The organism is Pseudomonas sp. D3-27 (assembly GCF_051132165.1).
GTDB lineage: Bacteria > Pseudomonadota > Gammaproteobacteria > Pseudomonadales > Pseudomonadaceae > Aquipseudomonas.
Genome location: NZ_CP071667.1, coordinates 4,645,631 through 4,659,994 on the forward strand (window position 1 = coordinate 4,645,631; position 14,364 = coordinate 4,659,994).

17 protein-coding genes are annotated in these 14,364 nt (G+C 60.6%); 5 read left to right on the forward strand and 12 right to left on the reverse strand.

From position 1 onward, the window contains the following. Position 1: 1 nt before the first annotated feature. Together cysD and J3P92_RS21040 are read right to left on the reverse strand one after the other, a co-directional pair. Positions 2–919: a sulfate adenylyltransferase subunit CysD gene (gene cysD, locus J3P92_RS21035; RefSeq protein ID WP_030139871.1), complete on the reverse strand. Its 918-nt coding sequence runs from the start codon at positions 917–919 to the stop codon at positions 2–4. Positions 920–1,125: 206 nt separating this feature from the next. Further along, on the reverse strand, positions 1,126–1,884 hold the full coding sequence (locus tag J3P92_RS21040) for a Nif3-like dinuclear metal center hexameric protein (protein ID WP_434560621.1): 759 nt from the start codon (positions 1,882–1,884) through the stop codon (positions 1,126–1,128). Positions 1,885–1,988: 104 nt separating this feature from the next. Here J3P92_RS21040 and algW point away from each other — a divergent pair, with 104 nt between their 5' ends. From algW to J3P92_RS21055, 3 genes are all read left to right on the forward strand, one after another. Further along, a complete protein-coding gene (algW, locus tag J3P92_RS21045) occupies positions 1,989–3,149 on the forward strand; it encodes a Do family serine endopeptidase AlgW (RefSeq protein ID WP_420765507.1) in 1,161 nt (386 codons plus the stop codon). 158 nt (positions 3,150–3,307) lie between these two features. Beyond that, positions 3,308–3,586 carry a hypothetical protein gene (locus J3P92_RS21050; RefSeq protein WP_434651223.1) on the forward strand — a complete coding sequence of 93 codons (279 nt, stop codon included), beginning with the start codon at positions 3,308–3,310 and terminating at the stop codon, positions 3,584–3,586. Positions 3,587–3,706: 120 nt separating this feature from the next. Continuing rightward, entirely contained in the window at positions 3,707–4,426 is a 720-nt protein-coding gene (locus J3P92_RS21055; RefSeq protein ID WP_434607748.1) for a DUF4198 domain-containing protein, read from the forward strand. A gap of 204 nt (positions 4,427–4,630) precedes the next feature. On the opposite strand, the gene hisC is transcribed toward J3P92_RS21055, so the two are convergent. The 10 genes from hisC to J3P92_RS21105 all read right to left on the reverse strand — a co-directional run bounded on the left by hisC (position 4,631) and on the right by J3P92_RS21105 (position 12,590). Next, positions 4,631–5,683 (reverse strand): histidinol-phosphate transaminase, encoded by a 1,053-nt coding sequence (hisC, locus tag J3P92_RS21060; protein WP_434648945.1) that lies wholly within the window; start codon positions 5,681–5,683, stop codon positions 4,631–4,633. 1 nt (position 5,684) lies between these two features. After that, complete coding sequence (gene hisD / locus J3P92_RS21065; RefSeq protein ID WP_434607752.1) at positions 5,685–7,010, reverse strand: histidinol dehydrogenase; 1,326 nt, start codon at positions 7,008–7,010, stop codon at positions 5,685–5,687. Positions 7,011–7,133: 123 nt separating this feature from the next. Next, positions 7,134–7,769, reverse strand: a complete 636-nt coding sequence (gene hisG, locus J3P92_RS21070; RefSeq protein ID WP_047699553.1) for an ATP phosphoribosyltransferase — start codon at positions 7,767–7,769, stop codon at positions 7,134–7,136. Between the two features lie 126 nt (positions 7,770–7,895). Beyond that, the gene (murA, locus tag J3P92_RS21075) at positions 7,896–9,161 is read right to left on the reverse strand and encodes a UDP-N-acetylglucosamine 1-carboxyvinyltransferase (protein WP_144922830.1); all 1,266 of its coding nucleotides are present in this window, start codon (positions 9,159–9,161) and stop codon (positions 7,896–7,898) included. 22 nt (positions 9,162–9,183) lie between these two features. Continuing rightward, the gene (locus tag J3P92_RS21080; RefSeq protein ID WP_003221710.1) at positions 9,184–9,423 is read right to left on the reverse strand and encodes a BolA family protein; all 240 of its coding nucleotides are present in this window, start codon (positions 9,421–9,423) and stop codon (positions 9,184–9,186) included. Positions 9,424–9,537: 114 nt separating this feature from the next. Further along, entirely contained in the window at positions 9,538–9,843 is a 306-nt protein-coding gene (locus J3P92_RS21085; RefSeq protein ID WP_434560631.1) for an STAS domain-containing protein, read from the reverse strand. Between the two features lie 8 nt (positions 9,844–9,851). Continuing rightward, a complete protein-coding gene (locus tag J3P92_RS21090) occupies positions 9,852–10,505 on the reverse strand; it encodes an MlaC/ttg2D family ABC transporter substrate-binding protein (RefSeq protein ID WP_420765511.1) in 654 nt (217 codons plus the stop codon). A gap of 11 nt (positions 10,506–10,516) precedes the next feature. Then, complete coding sequence (gene mlaD / locus J3P92_RS21095; RefSeq protein ID WP_420765512.1) at positions 10,517–10,984, reverse strand: outer membrane lipid asymmetry maintenance protein MlaD; 468 nt, start codon at positions 10,982–10,984, stop codon at positions 10,517–10,519. Then, positions 10,984–11,781, reverse strand: a complete 798-nt coding sequence (gene mlaE / locus J3P92_RS21100) for a lipid asymmetry maintenance ABC transporter permease subunit MlaE (protein ID WP_420765513.1) — start codon at positions 11,779–11,781, stop codon at positions 10,984–10,986. The genes mlaD and mlaE overlap by 1 nt, the downstream gene beginning before the upstream one ends. Then, positions 11,781–12,590: an ATP-binding cassette domain-containing protein gene (locus J3P92_RS21105; RefSeq protein ID WP_420765514.1), complete on the reverse strand. Its 810-nt coding sequence runs from the start codon at positions 12,588–12,590 to the stop codon at positions 11,781–11,783. The genes mlaE and J3P92_RS21105 overlap by 1 nt, the downstream gene beginning before the upstream one ends. Before the next feature lie 272 nt (positions 12,591–12,862). On the opposite strand from J3P92_RS21105, the gene J3P92_RS21110 reads away from it, so the two are divergent. Continuing rightward, positions 12,863–13,837 (forward strand): KpsF/GutQ family sugar-phosphate isomerase, encoded by a 975-nt coding sequence (locus J3P92_RS21110; protein ID WP_420765515.1) that lies wholly within the window; start codon positions 12,863–12,865, stop codon positions 13,835–13,837. Then, complete coding sequence (locus tag J3P92_RS21115; RefSeq protein WP_039592232.1) at positions 13,837–14,361, forward strand: KdsC family phosphatase; 525 nt, start codon at positions 13,837–13,839, stop codon at positions 14,359–14,361. Before J3P92_RS21110 ends, J3P92_RS21115 begins: the two co-directional genes overlap by 1 nt. Positions 14,362–14,364: the final 3 nt, after the last annotated feature.

Sequence of the window (14,364 nt, forward strand, 5' to 3'; positions counted from 1 at the left end):
CTTAGAAATAACCCTGACGTTTTTTATCTTCCATCGAGCCTGCGCCATCGTGGTCGATGACCCGGCCCTGGCGCTCGGAAGTTCGCGTCAGGAGCATTTCCTGGATGATGTCCGTCAGGCTCTCGGCCTCGGACTCCACCGCGCCCGTCAACGGGTAGCAGCCAAGGGTACGGAAACGTACTTTCTTCTTGACGATTCGGGCTTTGTCTTCGTCGGACAGGTGCTCGAGGATGCGCTCATCATCGATCATGATCAGCGTGCCGTTCTTCTCGATCACTTCACGCTCGGCGGCGAAGTACAGCGGCACGATCGGGATGCCTTCGAGGTAGATGTACTGCCAGATGTCCAGCTCGGTCCAGTTCGACAATGGGAAGACGCGGATCGACTCGCCTTTGTTGACCTTGCCGTTGTAGACGTTCCACAGCTCCGGGCGCTGGTTCTTCGGGTCCCAGCGGTGCTTGCTGTCGCGGAACGAGTAGACGCGCTCCTTGGCACGGGACTTCTCTTCATCACGACGGGCGCCACCGAAGGCTGCGTCGAAACCATGCTTGTCGAGCGCCTGTTTCAGGCCCTCGGTCTTCATGATGTCGGTGTGCTTGGCGCTGCCGTGGGTAAACGGGTTGATGTTCTGCGCCACGCCGTCCGGGTTGATATGGGTGATCAGGTCCAAGCCGAGTTCTTCGACCATGCGGTCGCGGAACTTGTACATTTCCTGGAATTTCCACCGGGTGTCGACGTGCATCACCGGAAACGGCAGCTTGCCGGGGAAGAACGCCTTGCGTGCCAGGTGCAGCATCACGGCGGAGTCTTTACCGATGGAGTACAGCATCACCGGGTTATCGAACTCGGCGGCCACCTCGCGGATGATGTGGATGCTTTCCGCCTCCAGCTGTTTCAGATGCGTCAGTTTGTCGACCATGGCTACTCACGAAAGCTTTCTTATGAACGGCCAGCGGGCCGTGTTCGAGCGGGGAATCCTAGCACAGCGACCTCTTCTAATCAGGGCGCCAACTAGATCGAAACAGCATATGGATATGCCCGGTGGTTCGGGCCTCGCATTTGCTTTCTGTGGGGGCGAGCAAGCTCGCTCCCACAGGGATAAGCGCCCACAGCGTTTATAAGCAGTCAGATCGGATTCGGGCAGTCGATGAAGATGTGTTCCAGCGCAAAACGCCGCGCCAGGTAGTCGCCCAGCGCCTGGACGCCGTAGCGCTCGGTCGCATGATGCCCGGCGGCGATGAAGCTGATGCCGTTTTCCCGCGCGCTGTGGAAGGTCTGCTCGGACGCCTCGCCACTGAGGTACAGATCGACGCCGGCCAGTACCGCCTGGTCGATGTATCCCTGGCCGCCACCGGTACACCAGCCGACCCGGCGGATCATCTGTTCCCCTTCTATCAGCAACGGCTCGCGGCCCATGACTTCCTGGACCTTGCGGGCGAAATCCCGAGGCGTCATCGGTTCGGACAGAGAACCCACGAGGCCGACGATCTTTGGATTATCCGGATCCAGCGGCCCTTCGACGGTGATGTCCAGTTGTCGGGCAAGTTGTACGTTGTTGCCGACTTCGGCATGCAAGTCCAGGGGCAAGTGATAGGCCAGCAGGCTGATATCGTGCTTGAGCAAGGTTCTCAGGCGCCGCTGCTTCATCCCGGTGATGCAGGGATTCTCGCCCTTCCAGAAATAGCCGTGATGCACCAGGACCAGGTCGGCCTCGGCCTCCACGGCAGCATCGAGCAACGCCTGGCTGGCCGTCACGCCGCTGACGATACGCATCACCTGCGGGGCGCCTTCGACCTGCAAGCCGTTGGGGCAATAATCGGCGATCCGGCTGCTTGCCAGGTAACGGTCCGCTTCTTCTACCAGGGTGTTCAGGGCGACGGCCATGAAAAGACTCCTAAATATCCCGTCCAGAGGCGCGCGCGGCCTCGTATAATGCGCGACATTATGGGCGGTCCCATCCCGCCTGCAACCTTTGTAGGACGTGCTTAATGTTCAAGGCGCTGCGTTTTTCCGGCTGGCCGCTGTTGGCCGGCGTGCTTGTCGCTTTATTGATTATCCAGCGCTACCCGGAATGGGTCGGGCTGCCAAGCCTCGACGTCAACCTGCAACAAGCGCCCCAAGCCAAGGCGCCGCAGCAGGGGCCGGTGTCCTATGCCGACGCGGTCACCCTGGCGGCGCCGGCGGTCGTGAACCTGTACACCACCAAAGTCATCAACAAGCCCAACCACCCGCTGTTTGAAGACCCGCAATTCCGGCGTTTTTTCGGCGACAACTCGCCCAAGCAGAAGCGCATGGAGTCGAGCCTGGGCTCGGGTGTGATCATGAGCCCGGAAGGTTATATCCTGACCAACAACCACGTCACCAGCGGTGCCGACCAGATCGTGGTAGCACTCAAGGACGGCCGTGAAACCCTGGCCCGGGTGATCGGCAGCGATCCGGAAACCGACCTCGCGGTACTGAAGATCGATCTGAAGAACCTCCCCGCGATCACCATCGGCCGTTCCGACAGCATCCGCATCGGCGACGTGACCCTGGCAATCGGCAACCCGTTCGGCGTTGGCCAGACCGTGACCATGGGCATCATCAGCGCCACCGGCCGAAACCAACTGGGCCTGAACAACTACGAAGATTTCATCCAGACAGACGCTGCCATCAACCCTGGCAACTCCGGTGGCGCCCTGGTGGATGCCAACGGCAATCTCACCGGGATCAACACGGCGATCTTTTCCAAATCCGGTGGCAGCCAGGGCATCGGTTTTGCCATTCCGGTGAAGCTGGCCATGGAGGTAATGAAGTCCATCATCGAACACGGCCAGGTGATTCGTGGCTGGCTGGGCATCGAGGTCCAACCGCTGACCCAGGAACTGGCGGAGTCGTTCGGCTTGTCCGGGCGACCCGGCATCGTGGTGGCGGGCATCTTCCGCGACGGTCCGGCGCAGAAGGCAGGCCTGCAATTGGGTGATGTCATCCTGAGCATCGACGGCGAACCGGCCGGCGATGGCCGGCGCTCGATGAACCAGGTGGCGCGGATCAAACCCACCGACAAGGTCACGATTCAGGTCATGCGCAACGGCAAGGAACTCAAGCTCACGGCTGAGATTGGCCTGCGCCCGCCACCCGCGCCGGTGGTGCTTAAAGAAGAACAGTAAGCACGCCACTTTGGCGAGATCACCTTGGCGAAGGGATTTATCCCCTCGCCACATCTTCTCGATATCCAGCGACCACAACCACACCTGAAATTACAGATAGCATAAATTCTCATTAGTAGTGTTATATTGTTTCAATGCAAAAATTGGAACAACATAACATGTCATCTCTGAAACGGATTTCCGTTGCCAGCCTCACCCTGGGGTTGCTCGGCGATCCGGCTTTTGCCGAAGAAATCCAGCCCCTGGAACTGGACGCCATCAATGTGCACCTGGCCAGCCATTACAAGCAGGGTGAACTCTGGGGATTCGCTTCCGAAGCGCGCCCGTTGAATGCCGACGGCCACACGGTGAACCGTCGTTACCGCGAGCGAGACAACAATTGGCACGACAGCATTACTCAACTTGAAGTACGGGGGATGGTCGACCTCGGGGCCTGAACCTGAACAACATTTTCGACGAAAAATACTACGAACGCTCCTACAGCAATTACTGGGTCACGCCCGGTGATCCACGCAACTTCACTGTCAGCCTCACCCCCAATCTATAAGGAAGTCAGCATGAAATACCCCAAGACCTTCACCCTGCTCGCCCTGCTCCTGGCCACCCAGGCTTCGGCCCATGGCCTGTGGACAGAACAGCGACGCGGCAACATCGAAGTGATCTACGGTCACGGCGCCGAGGACAACGCCTTCAAGGCGAAGAAAATCAGTGGCGCCTGGGCCTACGACCTGGGCGGCAACATGATCCCCGTCACCGTGGAGCGTCTGCCGGACCACGCTCGCCTGCAACCCCTCAAGCCGCCGGCCGTGCTGGCCGTCGCCCTGGACAACGGCATGTGGTCACAGACCGCCGACAAGAAGTGGATCAACGAAGGCCGCAGCAAGGTACCCGGGGCGATCGAATCGACCCAGACCTTCAAGTACAGCCTGGCGATCTATGAGCCGGGAGCGAAGCTGCCGAAACTGGATCAGATCAAGTTCGTCATCGTACCGGAAGTCGACCCACTGACCGTCGGCCCCGGCCAGCCTTTGCCGGTGCGAGTGCTGATCGATGGCAAACCTGCCGCTGGCGTGAAACTGGTGGGCGACTATCGCAGCGCGCCAGGTACTGTCACCACGCAAACCGACGCCGAGGGACGGGCCAAGGTACCGGTACGTAATGAAGGGTTGAATGTCATTGCCGCGCAGATGGAAATCCCGCTCAAGGACAATAAGGATGTCGCGACGCGCGGGGTGTTTACGTCGCTGACGTTCCTTGGCGAGCCGCATCACGAGTAAGCGCTGAAATTGTGGGAGCTGATCTGGCCACTATCGCGAGCAAGCTCGCTCCCACAAAGGATTTCAGTGTCGCTGATCGTTAGGACGCCCTGAAATCAATGTGGGAGCGAGCTTGCTCGCGATGGCGTTGGGTCAGTCATCCAGGCGTTAACTGACACACAGCCTTCGCGAGCAAGCCCGCTCCCACAGGATCCATGCAGCGCTTTAGAGCTCGCCTAGGCCGTCGATCAGCGCCTGGTTCTGCTCCGGCGTACCGATGCTGATCCGCAGGAACTGCGCGATGCGCTCCTGCTTGAAGTGCCGCACGATCACGCCCTGCTCACGCAGTTTCGCCGCCAACCCCGCTGCGTCGTACCGGGGGTGACGAGCGAAAATGAAGTTGGCCGCCGATGGCAGCACTTCAAAGCCCCTGGCCTCCAGTTTGGCCACCACCCACTCGCGGTGCTCGATCACCAACCGGCAGGTTCGGTCGAAATACTCGCGATCGTCGAACGCCGCCGCGCCACCGACATTTGCCAGACGATCCAACGGATAGGAGTTGAAGCTGTTCTTGATCCGCTCCAACGCTTCGATCAGATCCGGATGCCCCACCGCCAGGCCCACTCGCAATCCCGCCAACGAGCGAGACTTGGACAGCGTCTGCGTGACCAGCAGGTTCGGATACCGATCCACCAGGCTGATGGCCGTTTCGCCACCAAAGTCGATGTAAGCCTCGTCGACGACCACCACCGAATCCGGGCTGCCCTTGAGGATCTGCTCGACCGCGTCAAGCGCCAGCAGGCAGCCGGTCGGCGCGTTCGGGTTGGGGAAGATGATCCCGCCGTTCGGCTTGGCGTAATCCGTCGGGTCGATCCGGAACTGTTCATCCAGCGGCACCGCGTCGAACGCGATGCCGTACAGCCCGCAATAGACCGGGTAGAAGCTGTAGCTGATGTCCGGGAACAACACCGGTTGGTTGTGCTGAAGCAGACCGTGGAAGATGTGCGCCAGCACCTCGTCCGAACCGTTACCCAGGAACACTTGGTTGGTTTGCACACCGTAATACCGGGCGACGGCGCTTTTCAGCAAATCGCTATTGGGGTCCGGATACAGGCGCAGGTTGTCATTGAGTTCGGTCTGCATCGCCGCGAGGGCCTTGGGCGATGGGCCATAGGGATTCTCGTTGGTGTTGAGCTTGACCAGGCGGGTCAGCTTCGGCTGTTCGCCCGGCACATACGGCACCAGGTCCTTGACGAACGGGCTCCAGAATCTACTCATTTCAGTTCCCCTTCCGTTCGTCTTTGATGCGGTATTCGGCGCTGCGGGCGTGGGCGCTCAGCGATTCGCCACGGGCCAGCACCGACGCGGTCTTGCCCAGTTCGGACGCGCCCTGCTCCGAGCAGAAAATGATCGAGGAGCGTTTCTGGAAGTCATAAACCCCCAGCGGCGACGAGAAGCGCGCGGTGCCGGAGGTCGGCAGTACATGGTTCGGTCCGGCGCAATAGTCGCCCAGCGCCTCGGAGGTGTGACGGCCCATGAAGATCGCGCCGGCATGGCGGATCTTCGGCAGCCAAGCCTGGGGATCGGCAACCGACAGTTCCAAGTGCTCCGGCGCGATGCGGTTGGCGACTTCGATGGCCTGTTCCATGTCATCGACCTTGATCAGGGCACCACGGCCATTGATGGAGGTGTTGATGATCTCGGCGCGGTCCATGGTCGGCAGCAACTTGTCGATGCTGGCGGCCACTTTGTCGAGAAATTCGGCGTCCGGGCTGACCAGGATGGCCTGGGCATCTTCGTCATGCTCGGCCTGGGAAAACAGGTCCATGGCGATCCAGTCCGGATCGGTCTGACCGTCGCACACCACGAGGATTTCCGAAGGGCCAGCAATCATGTCGATGCCGACCTGACCAAACACGTGGCGCTTGGCAGTGGCGACATAGATGTTGCCCGGACCGACTACCTTGTCGACCCGCGGCACGCTTTGCGTGCCATAGGCCAACGCGGCCACGGCCTGGGCACCGCCGATGGTGAACACCCGGTCCACGCCGGCAATGCAGGCGGCAGCCAGCACCAGTTCGTTGATTTCGCCGCGCGGGGTCGGGACAACCATGACCACTTCAGTCACGCCGGCGACCTTGGCCGGGATCGCGTTCATCAGCACCGAGGACGGATAGGACGCTTTGCCACCCGGCACGTACAAGCCGGCGCGGTCCAGCGGCGTGACCTTCTGGCCCAGCACCGTGCCGTCGGCCTCGGTGTAACTCCACGAATCCTGTTTCTGCCGCTCGTGATAACTGCGTACCCGGGACGCGGCTTTTTCCAAGGCTTCGCGCTGGGCCACGGTGATTCGGGTCAAAGCCAGTTCCAGACGCTCGCGCGGCAGGATCAGGTCGGCCATCGACGCCACGTGCAGGCCGTCGAACTTCTGTGTGAATTCCACCAAGGCATCGTCGCCACGCTCGCGCACGGCCTTGATGATGTCCAGCACCCGCTGGTTGACCGAGTCGTCGGACACACTCTCCCAGCTCAGCAGATGATCCAGATGATGTGCGAAATCCGGGTCGGCAGCATTGAGTCGGCGAATCGAGGTGGGAGCGGTCATAGCGAGGGCCTCATTAATGGCAAATGCTCAGGCGCCCTAAGCTACCAGTCCATTCGCGGGGGCACCTGAGAAAATTGGCTATGACGCGGATAGACGGGCGCGACTCAAGGTCGCGCAGGTGAATCAGCCGCGGTGTCGCGATTCCACTGCCTTGCGCAGGGTATCGATCAAAGCCTGGATACGGGCGTGCTGCATTTTCATCGAAGCCTTGTTGACGATCAGCCGGGAGGTGATGTCGGCGATGAAATCCTGGGGTTCCAGGCCGTTGGCGCGCAGGGTGTTGCCCGTGTCGACCACGTCGATGATCTTGTCCGCCAGGCCGATCAACGGCGCCAGCTCCATCGAGCCGTAGAGCTTGATGATGTCGACCTGGCGGCCTTGTTCGGCGTAGTAGCGCTTGGCAACGTTGACGAACTTGGTCGCGACCCGCAGGCGCCCTTTGGGCTCGGGCGCGCCGACCTTGCCAGCGGTCATCAGCTTGCAGCGAGCGATGCGCAGGTCCAGCGGCTCGTACAAACCCTGGCCGCCGTATTCCATCAGTACGTCCTTGCCGGCAACGCCCAGGTCGGCGGCGCCATGCTCCACGTACGTCGGCACATCGGTGGCGCGCACGATCAACAAGCGCACGTCGGCCTGGGTCGTGGGGATGATCAGCTTGCGGCTCTTGTCCGGATTCTCGGTCGGCACAATGCCCGCTTCAGCCAGAAGCGGCAGGGTGTCGTCAAGGATGCGGCCCTTGGACAGTGCGATGGTCAACATGGGAAACGTCAGTCCTAATCAAGGTACTCATGCCCGGTCGCAAGCGGCGCCGGACATACATCGAGGGCGCAACCACCCTCGATTTGAAACGAAATCCTGGCACATCCTTGTGCCATGCAGCCGGAACTAGCCCGGCACGCGGCGGATCTTGGCGCCGAGCATCTGCAGTTTCTCTTCGATGCACTCGTAGCCGCGGTCGATGTGGTAGATGCGGTCGATCAAGGTATCGCCCTCGGCGATCAGGGCCGAGATCACCAGGCTGGCCGAGGCCCGCAGGTCGGTTGCCATGACCGGCGCGCCCTTGAGTTTCTCGGCGCCGGTGACGATGGCGGTGTTGCCTTCGACCTGGATCTTGGCGCCCATGCGGTGCAGCTCATAGACGTGCATGAAGCGGTTTTCGAAGATCGTCTCGATCACCGCGCCCGTGCCTTCGGCAATGGCGTTGAGGGAGATGAACTGCGCCTGCATGTCGGTCGGGAACGCTGGGTAGGGAGCGGTCCGCACGTTGACGGCTTTCGGCCGCTTGCCGTGCATGTTCACTTCGATCCAGTCTTCGCCGCAGGTGACTTCGGCGCCAGCTTCCTTGAGTTTTTCCAGCACAGCTTCAAGGATGGTCGGATCGGTGTCCTTGACCTTGACGCGGCCACCGGTGACGGCGGCGGCAACCAGGTAGGTGCCCGTTTCAATACGGTCCGGCATCACTTTGTAAGTGGCCGAGTGCAGGCGCTCGACGCCATCGATGGTGATGGTGTCGGTGCCAGCGCCGCTGATCTTGGCGCCCATGGCGATCAGGAAGTTCGCCAGGTCCACCACCTCGGGCTCGCGAGCGGCGTTTTGCAGCACGCTGCGGCCCTTGGCCAATGCGGCGGCCATCATGATGTTCTCGGTCCCGGTCACGCTGACGGTATCGAAGAAGAAATGCGCGCCACGCAGGCCCCCTTCAGGGGCCTTGGCCTTGATGTAGCCGCCCTCGACATCGATCACCGCGCCCATGGCCTCCAGGCCACGGATGTGCAGGTCCACTGGACGCGAACCGATGGCGCAACCGCCAGGGAGCGCCACTTCGGCTTCACCGAAACGGGCGACCATCGGGCCGAGCACCAGGATCGAGGCACGCATGGTCTTGACCAGTTCGTACGGCGCGACCAGGGTCTTGATGGTACGTGGGTCGATTTCGACGGCGAGTTTCTCGTCGATCACAGGTTCGATGCCCATGCGGCCGAACAGCTCGATCATCGTGGTGATGTCGTGCAGGTGCGGCAGGTTGGCCACGGTCACAGGGCCATCGCACAGCAGCGTCGCGGCCAGGATCGGCAGCGCGGAGTTCTTTGCTCCGGAAATACGGATTTCGCCATCGAGGCGAACGCCGCCGGTAATAATCAATTTATCCATAAGAATCTCGACGCCCTTGGGCTCAGGTGCGCTCGGCCCAGGCCGCGCGGCTGAAAAATTTCATAGTGACCGCGTGGATGCTGCCATCGGCGATCCATGGGTTCAAATGGGCATAGATGCTCTGCTGACGCTTCACCGGGCTCAACGCCGCCAGTTCATCGCTGATCACGTTCAGCTGGAAATTGCAGCCTTCGCCTTCAACTTCCACCTGCGTACCAGGCAGCTTTCCTTCAAGGAAGCTCTTCACTTCTACAGCCTGCATGCTCAACCTCAATCGGCGCCCTGTGCGCACGGGTCGCACATCATACAAAAAAGCCCCGCGCCTGCGAACCCCGCGAAGCAGGACTCTGACGGGGGGCTTTTACGAAGTTGTGAATCAGGGGTGCTCCAACAGCTCGGTCAATTCGCTGACCTGGGCTATTTCGCGCATGTCCTCAGGCATCCCACGGATGCTCCACGTCTTGCCGGCGGCCTTGGCGTCGCGCATGAAGCACAGCAGGAGGGACAGACCGACACTGCTGGACTTCTCCACCGCCGAGCAGTCAATGACCAACTCGGCGGCCTTGGCGGATTGGATCAACGCCTGGCCCTGCTTGCGCAAACCCGGGCCGGTGCGGTAATCCAGCACGCCACTGAGCAGCAACTCGCCAGACTCGCCCAGGCGAACGGCCGACTCACTCACCGACGCATTCATTGTTGCTGCTTCTCTTGGGCATCTTCGGCAACTTCCTTCGCCTTGGCGACTTCACCCGCCCAACCGTCGATGGTCTTGTTCAGGTCGTTGCCGTTGCGCTGCATCGCATCGGCGAACTGATCGCGGAACAACTTGCCGATGTTGATGCCGTTGATGATCACGTTGCGTACTTTCCACTCGCCGCTGATTTTCTCGAGCGTGTAGGACACCGGATATACGGCGCCGTTATTGCCTTTGACCGTCATGCCGACGCTAGTGCGATCACCTGACTCATCCTTGGCCGGATCGACCGTGATGCCCTGGTTGTTGTACTCGAGCAAGGCGTTGCCATAGAACTGGAACAGGCTGCGCTTGAAGTTTTCCTGGAAGCGGGTCATCTGCTCGGGCGTAGCCTTGCGCGAGTATTTGACGGTCATGATGCTCTTGGAAATGCCATCGGCATCCACGACCGGCCCGACGATACGGTTCAGGGATTCATAGAACGCACCCGGGTCCTGCTTGTACTTTTCCTTATTGGCAGAGAGATCCGCCAGAAGTTGATCCGTGGTGGTCTTGATGATGTCGTGCGCCGAAGGCGCCGCCACGGCATTGCCCATCAGCGGCAGGGCCGCCAGCAAGACCAGCAGGCTGCGTCGCAGGATAGAGATCATTCAATAGCTCCTCATTTGGCGTCTTTGTTCACGGTATTGAGCAGGAATTTACCGATCAGGTCCTCGAGCACCAGGGACGACTGTGTATCGTGGATGGTCCCACCGTCCTTGAGCAAGGCATCTTCCCCACCCACGCTGATACCGATGTATTTCTCGCCCAACAGCCCAGCCGTGAGAATCGATGCAGTGGAGTCAGTCGGCAGGTTATCCACCCGCTTTTCCAGTTGCAGCGTTACCCGACCGGTGAAACTGTCGCGGTCCAGATCGATTGCCGTGACCTTGCCGATGGTGACACCGGCCATGGTTACCTTGGCTCTGACCGTCAAACCGGCGATATTGTCAAAATAAGCGTAAAGTTTATAAGTATCGGTGCTCGCGGTCGGCGCCAGTCCACTGACTCGCAGGGCCAGCAGCAGCAAAGCCAGGATGCCAGCCAGCAAGAAAAGGCCGACACCGATTTCCAGGGTGCGGTTTTGCATCAGAAATCTCCAAACATCAAGGCGGTCAGAATAAAGTCAAGGCCCAGGACGGCCAACGAGGCATAGACCACGGTCTTGGTTGTGGCACGGCTGATCCCCTCTGACGTGGGCTCACAGTCATAACCTTGGAACACGGCGATCCAGGTGACCACGAAAGCGAATACGGCACTCTTGATCACACCGTTGAGCACATCGTCGAGAAAGTCGACGCTGTTCTGCATGTTGGACCAGTAGGAACCTTCATAGACCCCCAGCCAATCGACGGCCACCCATGAGCCTCCCCAGATCCCCACGACACTGAAGATCATCGCCAGCACCGGCAGCGAGATGAAGCCGGCCCACAGGCGCGGGGCAATGATGTACTTGAGCGGATCGACACCAATCATTTCCAGGCTGGACAACTGCTCGGTGGACTTCATGTTGCCGATTTCAGCGGTCAACGCCGACCCGGCACGCCCAGCGAACAGCAGCGCCGTCACCACGGGCCCGAGCTCGCGCAACAAGGTCAGCGCGACCATTTGCCCGACCGCTTGCTCCGATCCATAGCTGGACAGGATGCTGAAGCCCTGGAGCGCCAGTACCATGCCAATGAAGATGCCCGAGACGACGATGATCACCAGGGACATCACCCCCACCGAATGCAATTGCTTGACCAGCAGGCCAAAACCGCCTCCGGTCGAATTGCGTCCGAGCAGTGCGTGCATCAGGAACAGCGTGGAACGCCCCAGCACGGCCAGCACGTCGATGCCGGAACGGCCGAACAGGCGAATTCTTTCTATTAATGATTTCTTGCGCATCAGCGCTTCCCCAGCAGATCGGTACGGTAATCCGTGGCCGGAAAATGAAACGCCACCGGACCGTCCGGGTCACCTTTCATGAATTGGCGAATGCGTGGGTTGTCCGAATCCTTCAATTCCTTGGGCGTACCCTGCCCCAGCACCTGGCCATCGCCAACGACATAGATGTAGTCGGCGATGCTCGCGGTTTCGGCCAGGTCGTGGGACACCACGATGCTGGTGATGCCCAGGGCGTCATTGAGCAGGCGGATCAACCGCACGAGCACGCCCATGGCAATGGGGTCCTGGCCAACAAAGGGCTCATCGTACATGAGGATTTTTGGATCGAGGGCGATGGCCCGCGCCAACGCCACGCGACGCTTCATGCCACCGGACAGTTCATCCGGCATCAAATCCAGGGCCCCGCGCAGCCCGACGGCCTGCAGCTTGAGTAAAACGATGTCGCGGATCATTTCGTCCGGCAGTTCGGTATGGACCCGCAGGGGAAACGCCACGTTCTCGAACACATCGAGGTCGGTAAACAGCGCGCCGCTCTGGAACAGCACCCCCATATGCTTGCGCGCATCGAACAAATCGCTGCGCGACAACTTTGGAAGGTTCTGGCCATTGACCCAGACTTCGCCGGCGCTAGGGCGCAGTTGTGCCCCCATCAGCCGCAGCAGCGTGGTCTTTCCGCACCCGGAAGGCCCCATGATGCCGGTCACCTTGCCGCGCGGGATGCGAATATCGATGTCATTGAAAATGCTGCGCGTCCCTCGCTTGAAGGACAGTCCCTTCAGCTCGACCGCGTAGGCGTTGTCGGCACTCATCTAAACTCCTTGCGATGCAGCCTCATATCCGAATGCCCAGGCCAACCGACAAATGCCGGTACCGCCGGGCACACGAACCGGCGGCGAACTATATCACTGCAAGCGTCAGGCGCCCAAGGCCAACCCCCCGCCCGTTAAGCCTGGCTTAAGGTAAAACACCACATTTTATGTCCAGCCTTGCAACCGTTCGAACAAAGCGTGACGAACTAACGTGAGGGAATCGTTCATTACCGCTATAATCGCCGCCTTTTCATCGGGCTATACGATCTGACATGAGCCAATCCAGCGACCTGATTCAATCGGCACAACGTACCATCCGCCTCGAGCTCGAAGCCGTACAAGGCTTACTGGCCCACATCGACGCTGATTTCGTACGTGCCTGCGAGATGATTCTGGCCAGCAAGGGCCGCGTGGTCGTGGTCGGCATGGGTAAGTCCGGCCACATCGGCAACAAGATCGCCGCCACGCTGGCGAGCACGGGCACGACGGCATTTTTTGTCCACCCGGCCGAAGCCAGCCACGGCGACATGGGCATGATTACCCGGGACGACGTCATCCTGGCCCTGTCCAACTCCGGCTCGACCAATGAAATCCTCACGTTGCTGCCGCTGATCAAGCGCCTGGGCATCCAGATGATCAGCATCACCGGCAACCCGGACTCCCCGTTGGCCAAGGCCGCCGAGGTGAACCTCAATGTCCATGTCGAGCACGAAGCCTGCCCGCTGAACCTGGCCCCGACCTCCTCCACCACCGCGGCACTGGTCATGGGCGATGCCCTGGCCGTGGCCCTGCTGGAAGCCCGTGGCTTCACGGCGGAGGATTTCGCCTTTTCCCATCCCGGTGGCGCGCTGGGCCGTCGCCTGCTGCTGAAAGTCGAAAACGTGATGCACGCCGGAGAAGAGCTGCCGCAGGTGCAACGCGGCACGCTGCTCAAAGATGCGCTGATGGAAATGACCCGCAAGGGCCTGGGCATGACCGTGATCCTCGAAGCCGACGGCAAGCTCGCCGGGATTTTCACAGACGGCGACCTGCGCCGCACCCTCGACCGCGCGATCGACATTCGCAACGCAACCATCGACGAAGTCATGACGCTGCACGGCAAGACCGCACGCGCCGACATGCTGGCCGCCGAAGCCCTTAAAATCATGGAAGACCACAGGATAAACGCACTGGTGGTAGTGGATGACGAAGACCGCCCGATCGGCGCCTTCAACCTGTCCGACTTGCTGCGTGCTGGAGTAATGTAATGACGACCGACCTGCTGCAACGGGGCAAGACCATCAAGCTCGCCGTATTCGACGTCGACGGTGTACTCACCGACGGCCGCCTTTATTTCCTCGAAGACGGCAGCGAATTCAAGACCTTCAACACACTCGACGGCCAAGGCATCAAGATGCTGATGGCCTCGGGCGTGCAAACGGCCATTATCAGCGGCCGCAAGACCCCGGTGGTCGAACGGCGGGCGAAGAACCTGGGCATCCCCCACCTTTACCAGGGCCGCGAAGACAAACTGGTGGTTCTGGACGAGCTCCTTGGCCAACTCAATCTAAGCTATGAACAGGTCGCCTACCTGGGCGACGATCTGCCGGACCTGCCGGTCATCCGTCGGGTCGGCCTGGGCATGGCAGTGGCCAACGCAGCGGCGTTCGTGCGCGAGCACGCCCATGGCGTCACCACGGCAAGGGGCGGCGAAGGTGCAGCCCGTGAATTCTGTGAACTGATCCTGCGTGCCCAGGGCCACCTCGAAGCGGCCAACGCCGCATACTTGTGAGCC

Coding starts and splice junctions, on each gene's coding strand:
- algW (WP_420765507.1), top strand. CDS start 1,989: ATGTTCAAGGCGCTGCGTTTTTCCGGCTGGCCGCTGTTGGCCGGCGTG.
- J3P92_RS21105 (WP_420765514.1), bottom strand. CDS start 12,590: ATGAGTGCCGACAACGCCTACGCGGTCGAGCTGAAGGGACTGTCCTTC.
- cysD (WP_030139871.1), bottom strand. CDS start 919: ATGGTCGACAAACTGACGCATCTGAAACAGCTGGAGGCGGAAAGCATC.
- J3P92_RS21050 (WP_434651223.1), top strand. CDS start 3,308: ATGTCATCTCTGAAACGGATTTCCGTTGCCAGCCTCACCCTGGGGTTG.
- J3P92_RS21090 (WP_420765511.1), bottom strand. CDS start 10,505: ATGATCTCTATCCTGCGACGCAGCCTGCTGGTCTTGCTGGCGGCCCTG.
- murA (WP_144922830.1), bottom strand. CDS start 9,161: ATGGATAAATTGATTATTACCGGCGGCGTTCGCCTCGATGGCGAAATC.
- J3P92_RS21040 (WP_434560621.1), bottom strand. CDS start 1,884: ATGGCCGTCGCCCTGAACACCCTGGTAGAAGAAGCGGACCGTTACCTG.
- J3P92_RS21110 (WP_420765515.1), top strand. CDS start 12,863: ATGAGCCAATCCAGCGACCTGATTCAATCGGCACAACGTACCATCCGC.
- hisG (WP_047699553.1), bottom strand. CDS start 7,769: ATGTTGACCATCGCACTGTCCAAGGGCCGCATCCTTGACGACACCCTG.
- J3P92_RS21055 (WP_434607748.1), top strand. CDS start 3,707: ATGAAATACCCCAAGACCTTCACCCTGCTCGCCCTGCTCCTGGCCACC.
- hisD (WP_434607752.1), bottom strand. CDS start 7,010: ATGACCGCTCCCACCTCGATTCGCCGACTCAATGCTGCCGACCCGGAT.
- mlaD (WP_420765512.1), bottom strand. CDS start 10,984: ATGCAAAACCGCACCCTGGAAATCGGTGTCGGCCTTTTCTTGCTGGCT.
- hisC (WP_434648945.1), bottom strand. CDS start 5,683: ATGAGTAGATTCTGGAGCCCGTTCGTCAAGGACCTGGTGCCGTATGTG.
- J3P92_RS21080 (WP_003221710.1), bottom strand. CDS start 9,423: ATGCAGGCTGTAGAAGTGAAGAGCTTCCTTGAAGGAAAGCTGCCTGGT.
- J3P92_RS21115 (WP_039592232.1), top strand. CDS start 13,837: ATGACGACCGACCTGCTGCAACGGGGCAAGACCATCAAGCTCGCCGTA.
- mlaE (WP_420765513.1), bottom strand. CDS start 11,781: ATGCGCAAGAAATCATTAATAGAAAGAATTCGCCTGTTCGGCCGTTCC.